This is a genomic window from Rhodopirellula sp. JB055 (genome assembly GCF_043100905.1).
In the GTDB taxonomy this organism is placed as follows: Bacteria; Planctomycetota; Planctomycetia; order Pirellulales; family Pirellulaceae; genus Rhodopirellula.
Window position 1 is genome coordinate 1 of the sequence record NZ_JBICHO010000437.1, and the last position, 16,910, is coordinate 16,910.

14 protein-coding genes are annotated in these 16,910 nt (G+C 57.0%); 9 read left to right on the forward strand and 5 right to left on the reverse strand.

Annotated features, from left to right (window positions below):
- A partial coding sequence (locus tag ACF8AM_RS17170; protein ID WP_392556817.1) for a diguanylate cyclase occupies nucleotides 1-2,348 on the reverse strand: 2,348 nt, incomplete at its 3' end.
- A gap of 403 nt (nucleotides 2,349-2,751) precedes the next feature.
- Between ACF8AM_RS17170 and ACF8AM_RS17175 the strand changes: the two genes are divergently transcribed.
- Together ACF8AM_RS17175 and recQ are read left to right on the forward strand one after the other, a co-directional pair.
- Complete coding sequence (locus tag ACF8AM_RS17175; RefSeq protein WP_392556818.1) at nucleotides 2,752-3,345, forward strand: RNA polymerase sigma factor; 594 nt, start codon at nucleotides 2,752-2,754, stop codon at nucleotides 3,343-3,345.
- 88 nt (nucleotides 3,346-3,433) lie between these two features.
- Nucleotides 3,434-5,689, forward strand: coding sequence for a DNA helicase RecQ (recQ, locus tag ACF8AM_RS17180; protein ID WP_392556819.1), 2,256 nt, complete (start codon nucleotides 3,434-3,436; stop codon nucleotides 5,687-5,689).
- A 34-nt stretch (nucleotides 5,690-5,723) separates the two neighbouring features.
- On the opposite strand, the gene ACF8AM_RS17185 is transcribed toward recQ, so the two are convergent.
- The 3 genes from ACF8AM_RS17185 to ACF8AM_RS17195 are packed head-to-tail and all read right to left on the reverse strand — an operon-like array spanning nucleotide 5,724 to nucleotide 9,231.
- Nucleotides 5,724-6,680 carry an ABC transporter permease gene (locus ACF8AM_RS17185; protein WP_392556820.1) on the reverse strand — a complete coding sequence of 319 codons (957 nt, stop codon included), beginning with the start codon at nucleotides 6,678-6,680 and terminating at the stop codon, nucleotides 5,724-5,726.
- A complete protein-coding gene (locus ACF8AM_RS17190) occupies nucleotides 6,677-8,248 on the reverse strand; it encodes a sugar ABC transporter ATP-binding protein (protein ID WP_392556821.1) in 1,572 nt (523 codons plus the stop codon). Before ACF8AM_RS17190 ends, ACF8AM_RS17185 begins: the two co-directional genes overlap by 4 nt.
- Complete coding sequence (locus ACF8AM_RS17195) at nucleotides 8,245-9,231, reverse strand: sugar ABC transporter substrate-binding protein (RefSeq protein WP_392556822.1); 987 nt, start codon at nucleotides 9,229-9,231, stop codon at nucleotides 8,245-8,247. The genes ACF8AM_RS17190 and ACF8AM_RS17195 overlap by 4 nt, the downstream gene beginning before the upstream one ends.
- 333 nt (nucleotides 9,232-9,564) lie before the next feature.
- Here ACF8AM_RS17195 and ACF8AM_RS17200 point away from each other — a divergent pair, with 333 nt between their 5' ends.
- The 5 genes from ACF8AM_RS17200 to argF all read left to right on the forward strand — a co-directional run bounded on the left by ACF8AM_RS17200 (nucleotide 9,565) and on the right by argF (nucleotide 14,058).
- Nucleotides 9,565-10,167, forward strand: a complete 603-nt coding sequence (locus ACF8AM_RS17200; RefSeq protein WP_392556823.1) for a hypothetical protein — start codon at nucleotides 9,565-9,567, stop codon at nucleotides 10,165-10,167.
- A gap of 131 nt (nucleotides 10,168-10,298) precedes the next feature.
- Nucleotides 10,299-10,481: a hypothetical protein gene (locus ACF8AM_RS17205; RefSeq protein WP_392556824.1), complete on the forward strand. Its 183-nt coding sequence runs from the start codon at nucleotides 10,299-10,301 to the stop codon at nucleotides 10,479-10,481.
- Nucleotides 10,482-10,751: 270 nt separating this feature from the next.
- Nucleotides 10,752-11,615: an acetylglutamate kinase gene (argB, locus tag ACF8AM_RS17210; RefSeq protein WP_392556830.1), complete on the forward strand. Its 864-nt coding sequence runs from the start codon at nucleotides 10,752-10,754 to the stop codon at nucleotides 11,613-11,615.
- Nucleotides 11,612-13,120 (forward strand): acetylornithine aminotransferase, encoded by a 1,509-nt coding sequence (locus ACF8AM_RS17215; RefSeq protein ID WP_392556825.1) that lies wholly within the window; start codon nucleotides 11,612-11,614, stop codon nucleotides 13,118-13,120. Before argB ends, ACF8AM_RS17215 begins: the two co-directional genes overlap by 4 nt.
- On the forward strand, nucleotides 13,120-14,058 hold the full coding sequence (gene argF / locus ACF8AM_RS17220) for an ornithine carbamoyltransferase (RefSeq protein WP_392556826.1): 939 nt from the start codon (nucleotides 13,120-13,122) through the stop codon (nucleotides 14,056-14,058). The genes ACF8AM_RS17215 and argF overlap by 1 nt, the downstream gene beginning before the upstream one ends.
- 54 nt (nucleotides 14,059-14,112) lie before the next feature.
- On the opposite strand, the gene ACF8AM_RS17225 is transcribed toward argF, so the two are convergent.
- On the reverse strand, nucleotides 14,113-14,679 hold the full coding sequence (locus ACF8AM_RS17225; RefSeq protein WP_392556827.1) for a hypothetical protein: 567 nt from the start codon (nucleotides 14,677-14,679) through the stop codon (nucleotides 14,113-14,115).
- Nucleotides 14,680-14,929: 250 nt separating this feature from the next.
- Here ACF8AM_RS17225 and ACF8AM_RS17230 point away from each other — a divergent pair, with 250 nt between their 5' ends.
- Both ACF8AM_RS17230 and ACF8AM_RS17235 read left to right on the forward strand, forming a co-directional pair.
- Nucleotides 14,930-16,042, forward strand: a complete 1,113-nt coding sequence (locus tag ACF8AM_RS17230) for a glycosyltransferase (RefSeq protein ID WP_392556828.1) — start codon at nucleotides 14,930-14,932, stop codon at nucleotides 16,040-16,042.
- Between the two features lie 192 nt (nucleotides 16,043-16,234).
- Nucleotides 16,235-16,910 (forward strand): lipase family protein (locus tag ACF8AM_RS17235; RefSeq protein ID WP_392556829.1); only part of this gene is annotated, 676 nt, incomplete at its 3' end.

A 16,910-nucleotide genomic window follows, 5' to 3' on the forward strand; every position in this document is an offset into this window, starting at 1 on the left:
CTGTTCTGAACCATCTCGGCCATCAGGTAACTTCGGAGGCTGCCCAGCACTTCGCGGACACGCGGCTGAAGATCCCGATTTCGCCGGTCACGGTTTCGGATGGGTTGGATGGTGACTTGCATTGCCGTTTGAGTCACGGTGTTGTCGTTCCGGTTTCGTCTGCCGCGCCCCTCACTCAACTGAATCAGCACATGCAAAGTCATCTGGTGATCGCTCGCCCGCCGGCCTTTGCCACTGCCCTGGGAAACGATTCGAAGGGAGACGACACTGCCGGTGACCTGAATGATCTCTGCACGATGATCCGAAATGAAACCGCGAAGCTTTTCGACGGCCAAATCGATCGGAACTGGCGTGACCAAGTGGTAATCATTGTTCTCGGCTTCTTTGTTTGACGTCAACCAACTGAACCATCCCGCCTTGGACGTGGACTCCTCGTCTTGATGAATCCCGGTTCCCAACTGGACAACTCGGTTGCGTCCGTTTTCTTTGGCTTTCAACAATGCCCGATCCGACCGAGCCAAAATGGTGTCGGCCGCATCGCCGGTTTGGTATTCCGTGACACCAAAACTGACGGTGACCGATTCGCCATTCAGTCCGTCCAGCGGAGTCACCTCGATCGCTTGGCGAATCTGTTCGGCCCGCCGTGCTGCCGTGGAATTGTCGCTGTTGATCGCCAAGAAGACGAACTCTTCGCCACCATAGCGAGCGACCAAATCCTCGTTGCGAGCATGACTTTCTAGGATGCGAGCGAATTGCACAAGCGCTTCATCACCCGCTGGGTGACCATGCACATCGTTGACCTGTTTGAAGTGATCGATATCACAAATGATCAGACTAAACGTCGAATTGTTTTTCTTCGCGTCGGCGGTGGCCCGCATCAATCGACTGTCAAATTCCGCTCGGTTGGCAATCCCTGTCAACGGATCGCTGGTCGCCTTTTTATGCAGCGTCTGAATCTGACTTTGCAATTTGTTCTGATCCGACATATCGCGGACCAGCACCAACGCCCCGCCGCCATAGGAATCGCGAACCGGGCTGACCTGCAACAGCACGTCTTGTGATACGCCACCGTGAACCATTTTCATGGTTCGAGTCACAGTGGTTTGCAAACGCAGGCAATCTGCCACCGGGCAAACCGTGGTTTCGTCACCAGACTCATCGACAATCCCGAGCGTGTCGATATCCCAGTGGCGACCGACCATCGCTTCGTTGGCAATGCCTGTCATACGTGACAAAGCTTCATTCCAATAAGTGACCTGTCCTTCGCAATCAGTGAACGCCACCCCATCGCGATGCTGCTCGCCCAAAGCTTTGTAGAATGGCAGTGTGGCGGGGTCCTCGCCCTGCCATTTCGGATCAGTTGGCGTGACGGCGGGCTTTGCATGAGCAACGACTTGCTCGCTCGCTCCCATCGAACCGAGGAAGTTCGTTGAATTCGCATTGAGTTTTTGGAGCCATCGATCCACGACACTGCTGTGCAGCAGTTCAGGACGGCGTTCCAACATCGTTGCAAAATCGCGAGTCAATTCCGGGTCGAATTGCGTTCCACTGCCTCGGAACAATTCCTGCAACGCTCGTTCTCGGCTGAGAGCCGAACGATAAACTTGGTCCGTCGTCATCGCGTCGAACGCTCCAGCGATCGACATCATCCGGGCTCCGAGCGGCAACGCGTCCCCGCGGATATGGTCTTCCTGCCGTCGCGAGTCGTACCAAACGCCGCAATACTTAACGATGTTCAACAGATCTTGGTCAGCGGTGCATCCACGCAGGATTTCGCACCCCAACTCAGCACAACAATCCATCGTCAACTGTTCTTCGATGCTGAGCTTGCCCGGCTTCCGCAGAATGCGATCAGGGATGCCGATCTTGCCGATGTCGTGCAGCAAAGCCGCGACTTCGATTCGGTCGCGAACTTCGTCGGCCAACCCCAAACGCTCGCACCACGCCGAGCACGCAAGCGCCACACGCAGACTGTGAGCCGCGGTGGGCGAATGCTTCGTTCGCAAAGCATAGAACAGCGACGTCGCCATTCCCAAACGCACCATCGCAAGGTGATTTTCAAACGGCCGCGTGTCCTCCGCAGGAGCACCTGCAGCAGCCCCAGAGTTTGCCTCGTTTGCGGAAGGGGGCCCGATCATACCAGGAAGCTGGCCAGTCGCCGCTTCCCCCAACCCCATCAACAACTCGCTCAAACGCGAAGCCGAATGAGCGGCATCCGACGGTGTCGCATCGGAATCAGGTGCTTGCGTTGCAGGATGATCTGGATGTGGAGCATCTGCAGCAGGAAGACCTGCCGGGACGGGCACCATCGGTGGCATGCTGAGGTTGGCGAGATCGCTTGGAACCATTTGGTCGTTCATAGCCGGCTATTCTGCGGGACATCTGTGTCGTGACGCAAAACCATACGTCCCATTTCGGGCGCGGTTGAAAGACACCTTCCAAGCTCGTTCAATCGTTCGGTTTTCACACCTTCGCAATCCGGCAAACCCCACTCAACCAGAACAACCCCACCGAGGAGCCAAAAATCGGGGGTTGGTCCACTCCATCGAAGGAACTCAGCCCCCCGATTTCCGGTTCCAATGGAACGCCCGCGGATCCACGTCGGATGTGCACCGCGTCTTCGCAATCTTCCGCGAAAAACTTGCCACCGCACCCCCGCCCATCTAACATGGTTATGCGGCTTGTGACGGACCTTCAGCCTTCAGTCCTGAGCCCGACGGCTCATTCAACTCATCTTCCCGGACTATCACTGTGAGCCTATCTGACGTCGATCGTCAACTTCTGCAACGCTGCCTCGACCGGGAACCCCGGGCGTGGCAAGACTTCGTCGATCGATTTGTTGGCTTGGTGGTTCATGTCGTCAATCGGACAGCGATGGGCCGTGGTCTGTCGATGGACGACGCGACTCGCGACGACATGGTGGCGGAGGTCTTCCTGGTCATCATTCGACATGATTTTGCCGTTCTTCGTCGGTTTCGGCGTCAGTGCTCGTTGGCGACGTACCTGACCATCGTTGCCCGTCGGGTTGTCGTTCGTCGCTTGACTGCCATTTCGGCGGCTTCCAACAACCAAACTTCCGCGTCGCTCTCCAACGGGCACGCTGCCAACGGTTCCTCCAACGGCCATGCCAACCCGGCGCAAGTCAACGGCGAACTGCAACGCATCGAAAACGCAGAAGAAGTCGAACACCTGCTGCTCCGTTTGGACCCGCGAGAAGCGAGCGTCGTTCGGATGTACCACTTGGAAGGCAAGTCGTATCAAGAGATCAGCCAAGCGGTTGGTTTGAGCGAAAACACCATTGGCCCGATGCTGCATCGGGCTCGCGCAAAAATGGGGCGCGGCTGAACACCCTCGATCGAGTGAACGACACTCTCCGTCGAAACTGCTAACCTGTTTGATCCTTCCCTCCGAACGATCTGCAGTGAGTTCCCGGATGTCGTCGCCATCGAATTCGACCTCAACCCGTTCCCAATCAAACGCCCCGGCCCAATCAAACGCCCCGATTCCCGAAATGGACCAGGCCTATTCGGTCCTTCAGTCGGTGTGGGGATACGATTCGTTTCGGCCTTTGCAAGCCGACGCGGTGCAGGACGTTGTCCGAGGACGCGATAGTTTGGTCGTGCTGCCCACCGGCGGCGGGAAATCGTTGTGCTACCAAGTCCCCGCGCTCGTGCGCGAAGGCATGTCCGTGGTGGTCTCGCCACTGATCTCGTTGATGAAGGACCAAGTCGACGCCTTGACCGCCAATGGTGTTTCCGCGGCACTGGTCAACAGCACGCAATCGATGGATCAAAAGCGTGAAACGGCGGACCGAATCCGCCGCGGCGAAATCAAGATCCTGTACTTGGCACCGGAGCGTTTGCTCACACCCAAAACGCTCGCCTTTCTTCGCGGACTGCCGATCTCGTTTTTCGCAATCGATGAAGCTCACTGCGTCAGCAATTGGGGCCATGACTTTCGCCCTGAGTATCGCGGTTTGCGAATTCTCAAAGAGCAATTCCCTTCCGCCTCCGTGCATGCCTTCACCGCCACCGCGTCCCAACAGGTTCGCGATGACATCGTGGATCAACTGCAACTGAGCGAACCACGGGTCCTGGTCGGTGACTTCGATCGTCCCAACCTGACGTACCGAATGCTCCGCAGCGACGGCAAACTGAACCAGATCCAGCAATGCATCTCGCAGCACCGTGGTGAATCAGGCGTCGTCTACTGCATCACTCGCAAGGAAGTCGAACAAACCGCCGCCGCGTTGGAATCAATGGGCGTCCGGACGCTGCCCTACCATGCGGGACTGCCCGATGAAGTCCGGCAAGCGAACCAAGAGGCGTTCATCCAAGAAAAGGTCGACGTGATCGTCGCAACAGTCGCATTTGGAATGGGAATCGACAAATCCAATGTGCGATTCGTCATCCACGCGGGGATGCCCAAATCGATTGAACACTATCAACAAGAAAGCGGTCGCGCCGGCCGTGATGGCCTCGCCGCAGAATGCGTTCTCATTCACAGCGGCGGCGATTTGATGTCTTGGAAACGCATCCTCGAAAACGGCGATCGCAACAACTTCCAATCCGCCATGAGTTCGGTCGAGGCAATGGCGTCACTGTGCAACGGCGTGAAATGCCGACACGCCTCCCTGGTCGAATACTTTGGCCAAGAATACGACTCGGATAACTGCAATGCCTGCGACGTCTGCCTCGGTGAACTCGACGTCGTGGAAGACCCGATCACGTTGGCCCAAAAGATTCTCTCGTGCGTGGTTCGCCTGAGAGAACGCTACGGAGTCGGCCACACCGTGAAAGTCCTCACGGGTTCCAAGGATCAAAAGGTCATTCAGGCCGGCCATGATCAACTCAGCACCTACAACTTACTTTCCAGCGAAGGTGCCACAGCAGTCCGCACCTGGATCGAACAACTCATCTCCCAAAACCATTTGATTCGAGCCGGCGAGTACCAATCCCTTCGATTGACCGAATCCGGGCGTGCGTTGCTGAAACGAGACGGCGACGTCACGCTCACCAAAGTGAGTGTCAAAAGCTCGTCTCGCCGCCCCGCCGCCAATCAATCTTGGGAAGGAGTCGACCGACCACTGTTTGACCACCTCCGTTCACTCCGCAGCGAACTGGCATCTGAACGAGGCGTGCCAGCCTATGTCATCTTCGGCGACGCAGTGCTTCGCGAATTGGCTCGCGTTCGTCCAACGTCGATCGACAAACTCACTCACATTCGCGGCATCGGTGATCGCAAACGCGAGGAATTTGGCCAGATGTTCTTGGACTCGATCGATCAATACTGCGAACAGGCCCCGCTTCCCAGAGACGTCGACACAGGCGCCGCTCCCGTCGCACCTGCCAAACCTCGTGCTGATTCCGCCCCCAACGCGGCCACGGTCCAAGCCGCCCAGCTTTTTCGCGAAGGACACAGCGTGACCGAAGTTGCGAAAAAGATGGACCGGGCAGAATCCACCGTGAGCAACTACCTCAGCAATTACATTCAGTCCGAGAACATCACCGATCCAACACAGTGGGTTCCCAAAGAAGAAGCCGAAACGATCCGTGCCGCTCTCCTCGCCGCCGAAGACGAACGGCTCAAACCTGTCTTCGAAGCGTTGAACGGAGAAATGTCGTACGAGAAGATTCGAATCGTTGCCACGTGCATGAAAAACGAAATGGCCGACGAAGCAAACGACTGACCAACCTGCCGATCTGCTCGCCGTTCCATTTCAATCAACGTCGATTCAACCGAGTTCGCAGTGCGTCCAGCAACACTGCCACCACGATCACCACGCCGGTAATGATTTGCTTGCTCGCGTCGGACACACCCACCTGAGCCAATCCAGTCTGCAAGACTTGGATGATCAGAACTCCGATGAACGATCGCACCACGTTCCCGCGTCCGCCCATCAGGCTGGTTCCGCCAATCACACATGCCGCAATCGCGGCGAGCTCAATCCCGATCGCCGCATTCGGATCAGCGGTCGACAAACGAGACGTTTGAGCCAACCCGGCCAAACCGCACATCATGCCGCTGATCGCGAAAATCCCGATGCACAAAGGGGCGGAACGAATGCCCGACATCCGAACCGCTTCCGCGTTGGTACCGATGGCGATGCAGTAGCGTCCCCACACGGTTCGAGTCAAAAACAATTGGCCCAGGATCACGGTCCCGATCGCTGCGATGAACGCGGGGGAAACAAATGCTCCCGGCAACGGTTGACCAAACCATTCGATTCGGCTGCCGATGTAAATCGACTGCGAATCCGTGACGACCTTGGTGGCTCCTCGAGCGATCTCGAGCATCCCCAACGTCACGATGAAAGACGGTATCCCAAAACCAATCGAAATCACTCCGTTCAGCCCGCCAGCAATGGATGCGACCAAGACAGCCACCGGAAGCGCGGCCCAAATCGACCAATCGTGATTCGCCATCAACACGCCCAACACCGCCGACGAAACCGCCAACAAAGACCCCACCGACAAATCGATTCCGCCGATGATCAGCACCAGCGTCATCCCCACGACCAGGAACGTGAGATCAGGAACTTGATTGGCGATCGACACCAACGTCGACCACTGAAAAAAGTTCTTGCTGAGCAGCGAAAAGACCGCGACCAGCACCAACAAAACCGCCACCAATCCAAGATGTGGAGCCAACTTCCGAAACGAATCTTGCAAGCGACTCATGATGCGGCCTCTTCTCTTGCCGTTGCCGAGACACCGGCGGAACCGGACGCCGGAAGCGACGCATGCCCTGCAAAGGAAGCCTCTAGGATCGCATCCTCACTGAATTCTTTTCGCTGAAACGTTGCCATCATTTTCCCGGCGGACATGACCGCGATCGCGTCGCAGGTCTCAAACAACTCTTCCAAATCACTACTCACAATCACAATCGTTTTGCCTTGTCGGGCCAATTCTTCAAACAGCTCATACAGCTTGCCACGCGCCGCCACATCGATCCCACGCGACGGCTCATCAAACAGGTACACCTCGGCACCCCGAGTCAACCACTTCGCCACTGCAACCTTCTGCTGGTTGCCGCCACTGAGCGTCCCAACGGATTGTTCCAACGACTGATGCCGCGTTTCCAAGGATCGGTGAATCAATCTCGCTGCTTCGACCTCCTCCTTTTCACGAATCCAACCCTTGCGTGAAAACTTGCTGGCCAAAGCCGCCAAGGACGTGTTGGCTCGAATCGACTGCGACAACAACAGCCCGTTTTGTTTGCGGTCTTCGGTGACCATCGCGAAACCGGCCTGAACGGCTTGGCTCGGATGAGTGAAACGAACGCGCTCACCTTCGCCCCGCGAGACGTTGCCGGAGGTGGCCACGTCCGCACCACAGATCGCTCGCAGCAATTCCGTCCTGCCGGAACCCACCAACCCTGCGATGCCAAACCGTTCCCCGCGACGAACCGTGAACGAGACATCGTTTACCATCCCAGACGTGATTTGATCCACCATCAAACCAACTTGGTCAGTTCGATGGCTAACAAAATCCGGCGTCGACGGCTGGGCGGATTGGGCTGCGTCTTCTTCGGCGCTCATCCATGCCACCATCTTGTCCCGATCAATTCGTGAGATCGGTTCGGTGGTCACGAGACGCCCGTCGCGCAGCACGCTGACTTCATCCGATAGTTGCTGAACTTCCTCGAGTCGGTGCGAGATGTAGATGATCGCAACGCCTTGTTCACGCATTTTTTTCAAATGAGTGAACAACTCTTCGGATTCGCTGCCCGAAAGAGCCGCCGTGGGCTCATCGAGAATCAACACACGAGCATCCCGGGCGAGCGCGGCCGCAATCTCGATCATCTGCTGTTTGCCAACCCCCAACTCGCCAACAATCGCGTGCGAATCGACATCAGGCAAACCGAACTGATCCAAAACCTGACGGGCCGATCGATGCAGTTCACTCATTCGCAACAGGCCCCATCGATTCGGCAACGCTGCCAGACGAAGGTTCTCCGCAACCGACAACGTTTCGATCAAATTCAGCTCTTGCTGAACGATCTGCACGCCGCGAGCTTCTGCGTCTTGTTTGTTTCCCGGGCGGTATTCGTCACCCGTCAAACTCATCTGGCCAGCCGACGCCGGGATCAAACCACTGATGATCTTGCAGAGCGTGCTTTTGCCGGCCCCATTGGCGCCGAGCAATGCGTGCAGGTGCCCAGCCTGAAAATCAATCGAGACATCGTCCAGCACGGTGACATCACCGTAACGTTTGGTCAGTCCGCGAACGGAGAGAGCGACGGTCATGGTTGGCTCAGTGTTTCCGCCGTGATCAGGTCCACGGGTGTTTCGACGTCCTCGATGGAAGCGTCCGAATGGGCGGCTTTGTTTTGAAGTTGTTCCAGTGCCGCTTCGATCCCGTACACAGCCAACTGATCGCCATGTTGATCCGCCGTCGCCAACACCTTGCCGTCTTCAATGGCTTGCTGAATCGCCGAGATGTTGTCGAAGCCAACGATCTGCACTTCGCCGGCCCGACCGGCACTCTTGACTGCCGCGATGGCACCCAGAGCCATCGAATCATTCGCCGCCAAGATCGCGCTGATCTCTGGGTGCTCGCTCAACATGGACGACGCCACTGTGTTCGCGCGAGACATTTCCCAATCCGCCGATTGGCTGCTAACAATCTCCATGCCCGCTTCCTGCATCGCAGCTTCAAACCCCTTCAAACGTTGCTGCGCGTTGTAGGACGTGCGAATCCCTTCCAGAATCGCGACTTTGTCACCTTTGCGATTCGCAGCCAAGTGGTCACCGACTTTCTTTGCACCGGCCATGTTGTCGGGACCGACGAAGGGGATGCGGACGCTTTCTTGTTCGAGCACTTCTGCATCCAAGCGGTTGTCGATGTTGACGACGGTGACTCCCGCTTCGATGGCGCGTCGAAGCGCCGGCACCAACACCTTGGAATCCGCCGGAGCGATCACAATCGCGTCCACTCCGCTGGCAACCATCTCTTCGACCAATGCGACTTGGCGACTGACATCGCGTTCGTCTTTGATCCCGTTGACGACCAATTCGTATTGATCCGAGTGCTCTGCCTGATGCGTTTCGGCTCCCTTGGCCATCGTTGAGAAAAACTCATTCGCCAACGATTTCATGATCAAAGCAACGCGAGGTTTTCCCTCGCCATCTGCCTGACTTTGTGAGGTCGAACTGGAGGAACTGCATCCCGTCAAAGACAGGGTCAGCAATACGGCGAGACAGCCAACTCGATTTGCAATGGAGCACATGGAGGCAACGATCTTTCGGTTGAGCGAGGTGGGGAGGTGGGGTGGGGAAGCAACAGGGAGGATGCGGTCGTGCAAGAGATACCATCAACCAACCGCGACGAGCACGTGTGACGGCGAAACCCGAGTCGTCTTATCCGCCAAGCGTTCGCTCACGTTGACGAGAACCGGACGCTCACGCGATCCGGCGAATCAAGTTTCGCCAAACCACTTCTGCTCGCGTGCCTAGCATAACCCGTTGATTGAAGTCGGTGGCAGGGGCAGCCACGGCAACCACAGGAATTCGTCCGTGGGCAAGCTGCACGGCCAGTGGGGTTGCCCAGTTGCCAGCTGCCCATGAAATTGATTGCACACGTGTTCCCTTCTTTGGAATCCATTTTGGATTTCCCCTCGCACTCAACCGGCCCCATCATGTTTGCTCTGGATGTCCTGTCACGAATCATCCATGTCGGCACTGCGATCACCTTGGTCGGTGGTTCGGCGTTCATGCTGCTGGTGTTGCTTCCGTCCGCGAAATTGATTTCGGAAGAAGCTCATCAAACGCTGGCCCAGGCGGTGACGGGTCGCTGGAAGCGGTTCATCCATGGCGGAATCTTGCTGTTCCTGCTCAGTGGTTTTTACAACTACATGCGAGCGATCCCGAACCACAAAGGCGACGGTCTGTATCACGGTTTGCTGGGCGTCAAAATGTTGCTCGCCTTCGCGATTTTCTTACTCGCCACCGCCTTGGTGGGCCGCAGCGCCGCCTTGGTCGGCATCCGCGAAAATCGTGGGAAGTGGTTGAAAGTGATTGTGTTGTTGGCCGCCATCATCGTAGGCATCTCGGGATTCGTGAAAGTTCGCGGGGTACCTAGAACGCCGAGTGAGCCTTCTGCTTCCGCGCCTGCTTCGTTGGATCCAGTGGAGACCGCCGAACGGCAACCGGTGACGGCTGAGTGAATCACCTTCAGACGCGCTGCGGGACCATTTCTTTCGTCCGGGAGAGATCCGGCTTTTGGTTCGGTCCACGGCGTGGTTCTTCTGTTCGCTGGGCGGCTATTATCAACTGCGGCCGCTGCTACTTTGTCAGGTTGAGCGTTTTCAATTTGTTTGTGGTTTCGCTGATGTGGTCCGTCTTCACGGACTCGTATCAACGCGATCAAGCCAAACGGTTCCTGGACACCGCCGTGGTACGTGGCGGAGATGTCATGTCAGCTCAATTGTTTGGGCTGTTGCGTTTCAGCGGACTGAGTTTGACGGCCATTGCCGCCTGATTCCTGCCGCTCGCAGTCCTCACGGGGTGGTCGGGGATGCGAACCGGCCGCCAGCAGGGAAAAATGCAGCAACTGGGACGACCGGCCGGCCATGATTGACCCACTCGTTGGCCATTCGTAGACTTGTTCGGTTTCCACCCAGCAATTCTCGACGAAATTCGCCCACGCCGGCTAGCAATCGCTCGCCGGCATCTTTTTTTCGTCGATCTTTCTAATCATACGTTTCTGATGTCATCCGATTCTCACGTCCAACTGGGATCCCCGCCGCTCATGGACCAAGCGATTGCGAAAGCTGACACACTCATCGAAGCCATGGGTTGGATCCGCCGTTTTCGAGGCAAAACGACGGTCATCAAACTTGGCGGCAGCCTGCTCGAGGACCGCGAAGCTCTCCATCATTTGCTGCTGGACGTGATCTTCATGGAAACCGTTGGGCTCCGTCCGGTGGTGGTGCATGGCGGTGGAAAGGCAATCACCGAAGCGATGGCCAAGGCGGGCATCGAAGCCCAATTCCTTCGCGGACGCCGCGTCACCGACGAAAAATCTCTGAAGGTCGTCGAGCAGGTCCTCGCAGGAGAATTGAACGTCGAGCTGACCGAAATGATGGAACATCTCGGTGGCCGAGCAGTGAACCTCTCGCCGCGGACCACGTGTGTTCTGAAAGGCAAAAAACTGATCGATCCCGAAGGCGATGACTTGGGATACGTTGGCGAGGTGACCGAGGTCGATCGCGACGTGATCGAAAGTCTGGCCTACACGGATCAAGTCGCCGTCATCCCTTCGTTGTGCGAGGACGATCAAGGCCAACTGTACAACGTCAACGCCGACACCGCTGCGATGGCGGTCGCCCAATCACTTGGCGCGGACAAGTTGGTTTTCCTCTCTGACGTCAACGGTGTTCGTCGCGATCCCGACGATGCGTCCACGATCATCCCGGCCCTGTCCGCCGAGGAGGCTCGCAAGCTCATCACCGATGGCGTGATCAAATCTGGCATGATCCCGAAGGTCGAAGCCTGCTTAGAAACCTTGGGACGCGGCGTGCAAAAAGTTCACATCATCGACGGCCGCCTACGTCATTCCTTGTTGCTTGAAATCTTCACCACGGACGGCGTGGGCACGGAGATCCATCAGTGAACGCGTCTGGCAACCACGATTGCCCGCTCGGCGGCGACTGGATCAACGCGATCGCAGGCCGCCTCTCTCCTACTGGGGAAAACTCGTGTCGTGATGCCCTGCATCAATTCGCGGACCAACCGGTATGGCGTGGCGATGCTGCGTTGCCAACCAAGATCACCGAGCAACTTCAAACGCTGACTCAGCAGGACGCATCCGCGATCGCGGACTGCATCAGCACATCGACCAAAGACCAAGCTCTCGAGCACGCTCTGGTCGTGGGTCGCCGACACCATCAATCGCTGCAAACGTCGGACACCAACACTGGCGATGCCGCCCTCCCGCCCAAATGCCTATGTTTGGTCGGCAGCGACCACGGTCGCAGCGTCGTGGCCAGAATGGCCAGCGGCAACTCATCCCTGCGTGGCAACGAGTGGCCGCTGTTGCCTGGATTCGCTCATGCCCCCGCAAATCGCTTCGTTGACCGCATCGATTCGTCCACTGCCGTGGCCTTGGTTTCGCCTTGGGATTTCAGTGGCGTGGGTGAACCACTCAGCACCGATTGGTGGACCCAGTGTCGCCAACGATGCGACGAAACCGGCACCTGCCTGATCGTCGACCACGGCGATTTCCCTCTCGTCGGAAACGGCCACCTGTTCGCACATGAAATGGTCGCTGGAGTTCCCGCGGATGCCGTGATCCTATCGGCTGGCCTGACTTTCGATTTGCCGGGCGGACTGCTGGTGCTGGGCCAATCACTTGCGTCACATGCGGATGGGTTGCCAACGTCCAATGCTTTGGTCGGACACTTGATTGCAGCCACCCTGTCTGAACTCATGCAATCCGAAGCACTGGCAACCGACGCCGACGCGTTTGCAATCGCACTGGCGGAACGAATCGCGCCTCGCGGTTGCGTTCGAGACCTGCACGCCAGCGGTCACACGGTTGTTCTGGAACTGGACGTTGACTCGCAAACCTGGTCCGAAAAAGCCAATGCCGAAAAACTGCATGCGTCGATTTGCAGCGAACATTCCGTGCTCTTCCAGCCTCCTTTGTTGCTGACCGGCGAGGAACAACCCCGCCTGATCGACCGAATCGATGCCGTGCTGGCGGGGTTGGAACAAAACCAAGAACCGGTCGCTTCGTCCGAACAAACACCCCTCGAGAAAGCTCCTGCTGCCGAAACGCTGGATGACAGCGAACACGAACAAGCGGATGCGGCACTCACCGAGGAAGTCTGGGACGCAGCACCTCCAGACGAAACAGAACCGGATTCAGAGAACGCAGACGAAGCGTTTCAAGAAGACGAATCCGATCAAATGGTCGAGGAAGATTCCGTCGAAGATGCCGAAGATGAATTCGATGAAGAAGAGGACGAGCCCGTAGAAAACGATGAAGAAGAGAACGAGGCCGACGACGAAATCGACCAGGAAGAAGACGAAGACGACATCGAACAAGATGAAACTGAACTGGAAAACAACGAACTGGATGAGTTCGAATCCAACGAGGAAACGGAGAAACATTGATGCGACACTTGCTCACCCTCTTTGATCTGACACCGCAAGAGTTGCGTCAGATTTTAGCAACCGCACAAACACTCAAAGCCAAATTGAAACGGGGCGAACGGCCTGCGATCTTGGAACGGTACACGCTCGCGTTGCTGTTTGAAAAACCAAGCTTGCGAACGCGTGTCAGCTTTGAAACGGGCATGAATCACCTCGGCGGCAGCAGTCTGTTCCTCGGCGATGATGTTGGCTGGGGCAAACGCGAATCGCCCTCCGACTTCACTCGTGTGCTCGGTCAGTTTGTTGACGCGGTTGCATGCCGAGCCAAATCACACGATCGCGTCGAACAACTCGCGAAATACAACGCCGTTCCGGTCATCAACAGCCTCACCGATCTTTGTCATCCCTGCCAAGCGATTGCGGACGTGTTGACGTTGATGGAAAACTTCGGTGATGTCCAAGGCCGTCACATGGTTTTTGTCGGCGATGGCAACAACGTCTCGCGATCATTGGCGCTCGCCTGTGCCATGCTGGACATTCAGTTCACGCTCGCCTGCCCCGACGGTTACGAACTCGACCAACCTTGGCTGGATCGAATTTCAGAGAAATACCCCAACGCGAAACTCAACCAAATCGCGGACCCTATCGCAGCGGTCCAAAACGCCGATGCGATCTACACCGACGTTTGGACCAGCATGGGACAAGAGGCGGAGTCGATCGAACGACGCGCCGCCTTCAAAGATTTCCAAGTCAACGAAGCGTTGCTTGAAGCGGCTCCGAAAACCGCTCGCGTGCTGCATTGCTTGCCCGCCGTGCGAGGCGAGGAGATCACGGACGCGGTCATGGATGGTCCACAAAGCGACGTGATCGAACAGGCGGGCAATCGAATGCACGCCCAAAAAGCATTGATGATCCAACTTCTGCGTCCCGAATGGATCTCAGAAAACATTCGCGTTTAAATCGCAACGGGCTGGCTCAATTCGAGCCAGCCGGAACGAACCGCGTGGAACGAATCAGCGCTGAGCAAACTGCAATTCGCTCGACACGAATGGGTTGGCTTGAACCTTCCCAGGAGTGAAGCCAGCCGAGCTGGAAACCAACGTGGTCGCCGCTTCGGTATCCTCCGCCGCGTCGCTCTTTTGAGCAACCGCAGCCTTGGACTTCGTCACCAAATGCGAGGTTGTTTCACCAGCCTTGCAGACGTACGGGTTGGAAACCGGTCCAACGTAACCACGGCGCTGATTCATCGGTGCCGCTTGGCTGCGGTATCCGGCTCCGGGGCTCACCATCGGTGGCGATGCAAAGGGGCTGACACCGTAAGGGCGGTAGTGGCGTGTGCCGTAGTAAACCGGTGGATTGGTCGCGAAATACGGCGGGTTTGGAATGCTGGATCGATACACCGAACCGTAGGGTTGATAAAAACCAAAGGGCTGGAAACCGAAACCAAAGGGTGCTTGAGCGGAGGCTTCTTCACTGCAGGCCACGCAGCCTGCAACAACCGCCAAGCCCAAGACGATGCGCTGAATCGATCGCTTCAGGCGACTCGAACCTCGCGAAAAGGCAGATTTTTGAGACAACATAGCTGGCCCGCTTTCTCTCAGAGAATGAGGTGTGATGGGATCGTTTGGCAAACGTCGATCGTGAACACCCCCGTGCACATTCCACCGTAGTCACCCGTCCAATCGTTGCAATCCAAACAACCGGCCCCCGGCCAAATAATTCTGCAAATCAGAGTCGGATTTCGCCAACATGCCGCTGTTTTGTCCCTCTGAGTGAAAAACGTTCACCTAACATGGCTGCTTCCGCTCCCGTGCCTCGCCAATCCGGCCCATGAAAATGAAAATTGCCTGCGTCATTCACTCGCTCGACGGCGGCGGTGCCGAACGAGTGATGGCGGGTCTGGCATCACGATTGGCACTTCGATCGCACTCTGTCACCCTGATCACCTTGGACGACGGACGTCATGACCGACACGAAGTCGACGCAAGCGTTTCGCGTCGTCCAATCCATGTCTTGTCGACCCCCGAATCCCCCGTCTCACTGTGGACTCGAACTCGGCGTCTGAGAACAACGATCGCCGCAGGCAACTTTGACGTGGTGCTCTCCTTTTGCGATGCCACCAATTGGCTGACGTTGCTGGCGACCCGCGGGCTTGGCGTCCCCGTTGTTGTCAGCGAACGGAGCGACCCCAAGCATCAATCGCTCGGACGGACACGTGAATTCCTTCGGCGGCACCTGTACCCGAAGGCCTACCAAGTCGTGTGCTTGAGCGACGACGTGGCGGCATTCTTGCAATCGACCACACACTGCCACACACGCGTGATCCCATCGGCGGTGGAACCTCCTGCGAATGTTGCCGTCAAACCGAACCAGGCCGAGAACACCAACACAAAAATTCAAAGGCTTGTTGCCGTCGGACGACTCGAACACGAAAAGGGATTCGACCGTTTGATTCGCTGCCTCGCAGAATTACCAAACGATGCACCTGAATGGAAGCTGGCGATTCATGGTGAAGGCAGCCAGCAAGGTTCTCTGGAATCAATTGCCCGGGAACTCAACGTGGATTCACAAGTCGAGTTCCCTGGTTGGACGCGACCGATCTGGCCGGCTTATTCCAACGCCGACTGGTTCGTTTTGCCCAGCCGATACGAAGGGTTCCCGTCTGCGTTGCTAGAGGCCATGGCTTGCTCCACCGCTGTGCTCGCAGTCGACGCTGGAGGAGCTGTCCGAGGCGTGATCGATCATGGCCGCAACGGTTGGCTGGTCGAAAACAGCGACACCGCTTTACGCGACGGACTCCAGCACTGCTTGGCTTCTTCCGAACTGCGAACACGCCTTGCTCTGCGTGCAGGGGAAGTGGCGAAGCGATTTGGGTGGAAGGCGATGGTGGACGCTTACGAGACGTGCCTCCAAGACGCCTGCGAGGGGCGTCCTCGCCCCTGACCCGCCAGTGGTTCTCATTCCGTGTGCTAAAAACGAAGCGAATGGGACACTCGGTAGAATCAAATCTGCGACAGCGTCGTCGATTCGATTTCGCTCTCGCGTCGGCTGGCTGGGACACCATTATCAACGCGATGTGAAATCATCCGATCTGGGCCGACTGTCAATCGAAAGCCTATCCCGCTGGGCGAATCCATGTGGCACAATGAGGCCCGAGATCTTTTCATTCGAAATGGAGTTTTTCAGATGAGCGAACCATCTGATGCACTGGAACTGAAGCCCATCGCTGGCGTTGTCCAGGATCCCAATGAGGTCCCGGTGGTCGTGCACAGCGACGTCAAAGGGGCGATCCAGGACATGACGTTCTTGCAGAAATCACTGCTCTTCGCAGAGCTTGCCATGGTGGCTTACAACGATGAGCGTGAAGCCACCGTTGCCGCGGCAATGGTCGGTTTCCCTGACGTCACGTTCTTTGATCATGACGGTTCGCAGGCCTACCGATTTCGCAATGACCACGATTGCGGGATCGCTTGCCGAGGCACCGAACCCAACGACTGGAATGACATTCGTGCGGACGCCAACGCAGCCTCGGTTCTGGCTGAAACAGCGGGCAAAGTCCACCGCGGATTCAAAACCGAAGTCGATGATTTGTGGCCCATGCTCGAGACGGCGTTGGTTGGCAACGAGCAACCCGTTTGGTTCTGCGGCCATTCACTCGGTGGTGCCATGGCAACGATCTGCGCCGGCCGATGTTATCTGTCCCACATCCAATCAATCCCGCAAGGCTTGTTCACCTACGGCAGTCCCCGCGTCGGTGACAAACGCTATATCAACTACGTTCAATTGCCCCACTATCGTTTCGTCAACAACA

Bases quoted from the DNA above. Each gene is read 5' to 3' on its own strand.
- ACF8AM_RS17190 (WP_392556821.1), bottom strand. From the start codon at position 8,248: ATGACCGTCGCTCTCTCCGTTCGCGGACTGACCAAACGTTACGGTGAT.
- recQ (WP_392556819.1), top strand. From the start codon at position 3,434: ATGTCGTCGCCATCGAATTCGACCTCAACCCGTTCCCAATCAAACGCC.
- argF (WP_392556826.1), top strand. From the start codon at position 13,120: ATGCGACACTTGCTCACCCTCTTTGATCTGACACCGCAAGAGTTGCGT.
- ACF8AM_RS17230 (WP_392556828.1), top strand. From the start codon at position 14,930: ATGAAAATGAAAATTGCCTGCGTCATTCACTCGCTCGACGGCGGCGGT.
- ACF8AM_RS17185 (WP_392556820.1), bottom strand. From the start codon at position 6,680: ATGAGTCGCTTGCAAGATTCGTTTCGGAAGTTGGCTCCACATCTTGGA.
- ACF8AM_RS17195 (WP_392556822.1), bottom strand. From the start codon at position 9,231: ATGTGCTCCATTGCAAATCGAGTTGGCTGTCTCGCCGTATTGCTGACC.
- argB (WP_392556830.1), top strand. From the start codon at position 10,752: ATGGACCAAGCGATTGCGAAAGCTGACACACTCATCGAAGCCATGGGT.
- ACF8AM_RS17200 (WP_392556823.1), top strand. From the start codon at position 9,565: ATGAAATTGATTGCACACGTGTTCCCTTCTTTGGAATCCATTTTGGAT.
- ACF8AM_RS17225 (WP_392556827.1), bottom strand. From the start codon at position 14,679: ATGTTGTCTCAAAAATCTGCCTTTTCGCGAGGTTCGAGTCGCCTGAAG.